This window comes from Pontibacter brevis (assembly GCF_054779655.1).
On record NZ_BAAGXV010000034.1, the window covers coordinates 221,836 to 228,110 of the forward strand.

Annotated in this window: 3 protein-coding genes; all 3 read left to right on the forward strand. The window is 47.1% G+C overall.

Features of this window, described 5'->3' with window-relative positions:
- Window positions 1–50: 50 nt before the first annotated feature.
- Entirely contained in the window at window positions 51–4,223 is a 4,173-nt protein-coding gene (locus ACYVB1_RS12810) for a hybrid sensor histidine kinase/response regulator transcription factor (protein WP_460924098.1), read from the forward strand.
- Window positions 4,224–4,516: 293 nt separating this feature from the next.
- The gene (locus tag ACYVB1_RS12815) at window positions 4,517–5,284 is read left to right on the forward strand and encodes a 3-keto-disaccharide hydrolase (RefSeq protein ID WP_460924100.1); all 768 of its coding nucleotides are present in this window, start codon (window positions 4,517–4,519) and stop codon (window positions 5,282–5,284) included.
- Between the two features lie 109 nt (window positions 5,285–5,393).
- Window positions 5,394–6,059: a GDSL-type esterase/lipase family protein gene (locus tag ACYVB1_RS12820; protein ID WP_460924102.1), complete on the forward strand. Its 666-nt coding sequence runs from the start codon at window positions 5,394–5,396 to the stop codon at window positions 6,057–6,059.
- Window positions 6,060–6,275: the final 216 nt, after the last annotated feature.

A 6,275-nucleotide genomic window follows, 5' to 3' on the forward strand; every position in this document is an offset into this window, starting at 1 on the left:
AATTTTTTACTTAATTTAGAAAAGCAATAATCGCAATATCAGCTGCAAACATGCATTTTAACAGGTTATTAGTTTTCATCTTGCTTCTTTTAGGGAACCTGTACCAGGTACTTGCTGCTGTGCCTGAACAGTACAGGTTCTCTCTTTTAGACATCAACAATGGTTTGTCTCACAACCAGATAAAGAGCTTTCTGAAGGATAGCAAGGGGTTCTTATGGGTTGGTACCGCCTCCGGGCTGAACCGGTACGACGGCTATAAGTTTAAAGTATTCAAGTACAACTCCAATGATACCTCCTCCCTTGTAAATAACGACATAACTAAGTTGTTTGAAGGGCCTGAAGGCAAAATTTGGGTGCAAACCAGCACGGAAACCTGCATCTATGATCCGGAAACTGAGAAATTCCTGAGGTACAACAAAGGAGCAGTAAAAAAGTATGGCCTCCCTGATGCGGCTGTCGAGGATATTGTGCAGGATGCTGATGGTCGTTTCTGGTTTATCAGCAAAGGGAAGGGAATTACCCGCTACAACCCCACCGACGGCAGTTCTGTCAGGCTAACGCATATCTTCAATAATAAACATACCCTCAGTACCAATGATGTGTCTGCCATCCGGCAGGATTCAAAAGATAATCTGTGGGTTATTCACCGCAACGGTATCCTGGAAAAGATAAACAGCAAAACGCTGCAGGTGGTGGAGCGAAACGATGATATCTACCAAAAGTTTAACCAGGAGCAGCTTTACTACTCCCTCACCGTTGACAGCGATGACGACCTGTGGGTGCACCTGCAGAACGTGCCAGGCGGCGTGTTCTTTTATGACCATGCCACTAAACTTCTTGCGCATTTCCATAAAAATGCACCCAGGCTGCAACTCAACAACAATGTGGTAAGAGGTGTGGTGGAAGGTGCAAAAGGGAAAATCTGGATTGGCACGGACCATGGGGGTATTAATGAGATTGATAAGCAGGATTTGTCTGTAAACTACATCCGGCACAACCCTGAACTGGATAAAAGCCTTTCGCACAACAGTATTAATACCCTGTACAAGGACAATGAAGGCATCGTCTGGATAGGTACCTTTAAAAAGGGGGTAAATTACTACCACCCGAACAACATTCGTTTCCCGCATATCAAGCATCAGTCTTCTGTCAGCAATAGCCTTCCGTATAACGACGTAAATGCTTTCGTTGAAGATGCCAGAGGCAACCTTTGGATTGGCACCAACGGTGAGGGCCTGCTTTACTGGGACAGGGCTGCGGGAACCTATACCCGCTATAAGCACGATGCCAGCAAACCGAATAGCCTGAGCAGCGACGTAATTGTAAGCCTGCTGATTGACAGAGATAACACCTTGTGGGTAGGCACCTACCTCGGCGGACTGAACAGGTTTGATGGCGCAGGCTTTACCCACTACAAAAACGACCCGCGTGACCCGCGTAGCCTTTCTGATGACAGCATTTGGGAGATGTATGAAGATCAGCAAGGAAATTTGTGGCTCGGCACGCTCAGGGGTGGTCTTGAGCTGTTTGACCGCCGGAATAACGTGTTCCGTCATTCCCGTTCCGGCGAAGGAGAGTTTCCAGTGCACTGCGACTACCTTTCTTCCATCGTGGAGGATGGCAAAGGCAATCTATGGGTTGGAGGAGGCTATGGCATAGACGTGTTCAACCGCGAGACTGGCAAGAGCACTTATTTTTCCCATGACCCGAAAGATCCTGCAAGTCTTATCAGCAACAACATTACTTTCATCCTCAGAGACAGTGAACAGAATATCTGGATAGGAACCTCAGAGGGCCTTGACCTGTATGATGAGAAGACAAATTCCTTCCGGCATTACACTGTAGCAGACGGTTTGCCAAGCAACACCATCGTGGCCATAGTAGAAGACAAGGCCAAAAGCCTTTGGATATCTACACCGAATGGTGTGTCGAACATGATCCTTGATAGAAAAGGGGAGATAACTGCTTCCTTCAAGAATTTTGATGAGCTGGACGGTTTGCAGAGCAAGGCTTTCAATGAGAATGCAGCCTATCTGACAAGCAAAGGTGAAGTAGTGTTTGGGGGACCAAACGGACTGAACATCTTTAAGCCCGAGAGTATTGGGGAGAACAGCATTTCGCCCCGCATTGTGTTCACTGATTTTCAGTTGTTCAACAAAAGCGTGGAGGCAGGTAAAGCGGTAGATGGGCGGTTGCTGTTTTCCAAAGCAATTCCCGAAACACAGGCTATTGCTTTAAAACACAACGAAAACGTGTTTTCCATAGAGTTTGCCGCACTAAACTTCTTTCATCCCGAGAAAACAAAGTACCGCTATAAGTTGGAAGGCTTCGACAAAGAATGGCATACGGTAAACAACACTACCAGGAGGGTCACATACACTAACCTTGACCCGGGAGAGTATGAGTTTAAGGTTATGGCCTCTAACAACGACGGCGTATGGAATAATGAAGGTGTTAGCATGCATATTACGGTGCTTGCTCCCTTTTGGCTGACAACAGAGGCATACGCAGTGTACTTTGTGCTGGCGGTTGTGTTGCTGATACTGGCCCGAAGGAAGGTGTTGCAAAGAGCAAGAGCAAAATTCCTGATTGAGCAGGAGAGAAGAGAGGCGCAGCAACTGCACGAACTCGACCTCATGAAGATCAAGTTCCTGACCAATGTGAGCCACGAGTTCAGAACTCCGCTTACCCTGATACTGGCCCCAATCGAGAGACTGTTGAAGAATACAAAAGACAAGGACCAGTTGCAGCAGTTCGAAATGATTAACCGGAATGCAAAGCGGCTTCTGAACCTGGTAAACCAACTCCTCGATTTCCGCAAAATTGAGGTAGAGGAAATTAACCTTTACCCATCCGAAGGAAACGTGGTGAAATTTGTGGAGGCTACTGTCAACTCTTTCTCTGACCTGTCAGAAAAGAAGAATATCACCTTAACGTTTAAGGCAAATGTACCGGAGCTACAGGCGTCATTTGACATGGACAAGCTGGAAAAGATTCTGTTTAACCTGCTGTCTAATGCCTTTAAGTTTACGCCCGACTATGGTTTTATTAACGTAGAGCTGAATTGCTACGACAATGACTCCTCATCTGCGGGCATTAAAATTCTGGAGCTGAAAGTGAGGGACAGCGGTATTGGTATTGCGAAAGAAAACCATAAAAAGGTGTTTGAAAGGTTCTTCCAGGATGTGGTGCCGGGCAACATGGTGAACCAGGGTAGCGGAATCGGTTTATCTATTGCGAAAGAGTTTGTGAAAATACACGGAGGTATCATCACCCTGGACAGTGCTCCCGGCCAGGGCAGTTGCTTTACGGTGACCATTCCTGTGAAAGAAATTATCCCGATGCCTGCCCTTGAGGCTGCGGAAGAGGTAAAGGAAGAGAAGGAGCATGCAGAGCAGGAAATTGTGGCAGTTGCTCCTGGTAAGCTGCAGACTTCCAGTTACCTCGACAATGCCCCTGTCGTGTTGCTGGTTGAAGACAGCGAAGACTTCCGTTTTTATCTGAAGGATAACCTGAAGGAGCATTTTACTATTATAGAGGCGAGAGACGGCAAGGAGGGATGGCAAAAGGCGCTGGCGCACATGCCGGACCTGATTGTGAGCGACCTGATGATGCCGGAAGTGAATGGAATAGATTTGTGCAAAAAGATAAAAGCCGACTCCCGTACGTCTCATATCCCGTTTGTGCTCCTGACGGCTCATGCCTCGGAGGACAAGAAACTGGATGGCTTAAATATTGGGGCAAACGATTACGTGACTAAGCCCTTCAGCTTCGACCTGCTGCTTTCCCGCATCAAAAACCTGATTACACAGCGAGAGCTCCTGCAGAAAGTGTTCGAGAAGAAAATAAGTGTACAGACGAGCGAGGAGAAGATTGTTTCCCTGGATGATAAACTGGTTCAGAACGCGATCAAGACAGTGGAGGAGAACTTGTCAAATCCTGATTTCTCCGTCGAGGTGCTGAGCAAGGAACTGGGGGTGAGCAGGGTACACCTCTATAAAAAGCTCCTGGCCATTACAGGGCGGTCTCCGGTAGAGTTTATTCGTATGATAAGGTTGCAGCATGCAGCGCAATTGCTTGAGAAGAGCCAGCTGACTGTGGCAGAAGTGGCTTACAAAGTAGGCTTCAATAACCGGAAGTACTTCACGAAGTATTTCAAAGATGAATATAAAACTCTGCCATCACAGTATGCTGAAAGCAAGCAAAAGGAAGCGCAGGCTTGAGAGGTTGGGCCAAGGCTGACATTCAGAGAGAAAGCCAGGCGTAAATACGCTGCACGCAAAACTGAACTGTTGCCTCTGGAGCCAAAGGTAGAAAGCTTACTTGTTTATGTTATACCATTGCCTCCCGGTTGCATGCAGGTATAATCAAAGTTACACCGTGCATCATTTATCTGAAATAATTTGTAGATTGTAAGCAAAAGAATCTCTTAAGAAAAGCGCATGTCCTGCTCCTGCCTCAGACAGAGGCAGAAACATAACTAGCACAAACTGAAATTTAAAGAACCCTTACACACATGAAATCTTACTCTTTGAAGAAGGCCGCTTTTGCGGCAGTAGCCCTTGGCCTGCTGGCCTACACCAACACACAGGCGCAGAATAATGTACCGAAGCCACCTAAAATGGTGCCGGAGATGACAGAGTTCTGGGAACCAGAAGTGCGTGTAGTTACGCCGGGAAAAAATAATGCTGCTCCCTCTGATGCCATTGTGCTGTTCGATGGAAAGGACCTGTCGCAGTGGAAAGCAAAGAATGGTGGGGGAGACGCCAAATGGCAGGTAAAGAACAACGAGTTTGTTGCCGGCAAAGGCGATATTTCAACGAAAAAAGAGTTTCAGGATTTCCAGCTGCACATTGAGTGGAGCGCGCCGGACGAGGTAAAAGGTGAGAGCCAGGGCCGTGGCAACAGCGGTATTTTCCTTCAGGACCGCTATGAGGTTCAGGTGCTGGACAACTATAACAACCGCACTTACTCCAACGGCCAGGCAGGCAGTGTCTACAAGCAGCATCGCCCGCTGGTCAATGCTATGCGCAAGCCTACGGAGTGGAACGTATACGACATCATCTATACTGCCCCCCGCTTCAAAGAAGATGGTTCTTTGTTTAGTCCTGCCCGTGTAACAGTGCTCCATAATGGCGTGCTGGTGCAGAACAATGTGGACATAAAAGGACCAACAGAATACATCGGCCTGCCCGAATATAAAGCACACGGTAAGGCCCCGATAAGCCTGCAGGACCACGGCAACCCTGTGCAGTACCGCAATATCTGGGTAAGAGAATTGTAAATATAGAATGGTATAGAGTTTCAGGCAGAGCACGGGTTAGATACCTGTGCTCTGCTTATGCTTTTACTTCATGTTCAGCTGCCGCTACAGAACAACTTAATTTCATAGAATGAAGAGACATATTACCTGCTTGGCTTTTGCTATAGCATTCTTGCTGCTATACTCCAATCAGATTCATGCGCAATCGAAAGTAAAAATAGCCTGTGTCGGCAATAGCATAACAGAGGGTGCAGGCCTGAAGCAAACTTATCCTGATGTGCTGCAGATACTGCTTGGGGATGAGTATGAGGTAAAGAACTTTGGTGTGAGCGGTCGTACGCTGCTTAAGAAGGGAAACCTCCCTTACTGGAACGAAGACAAATACACCGAAGTATTGGCCTGGAACCCGGATGTTGTCATCATTAAGCTGGGTACCAATGATTCAAAGCCACAGAACTGGGAGCACAAGAAGAATTTTGTTAAAGATTACAAAGCCCTGGTGAAGTCTTTCCAGAAGCTGCCTTCCAATCCGCAGGTCTACCTGGCATATCCTATCCCTGTTTTCGAGGATAAGTGGGGTATCAATGCAAATGTGGTGAAAAAGGAGGTGCTGGCTGCCATTGAAAAAGTCGCCCGCAAAACAAATTCAAAAACGATAGACCTGTACACGCCTTTTCTTGGCAAGGCTGCCCTGACCTACGATGGGGTTCACCCCAATGATGCCGGTGCTGCACTTTTAGCCAATGAAGTATACGAAGCCCTCAAAACAGTTAGAACCATTTCAGCAAAGCAATAAAGTTTTGCCTTTACCAGGATCCTGCTTTCTGGCATAGTTTTCCGCTGGAGTGGCAGCGTATGCGCACGCGCATATTACACAGCTCTGATTCTCCTGATTTAGTACTCCTACAGTAGAGGCTATCTCAAAAATGGGAATCCCAGCTTGAGTTAATATGTTGGTTTCTCATGGAGTTGACAAACGAGCAATGGGAAAGGGTAAAAGACCTTGTGCCAG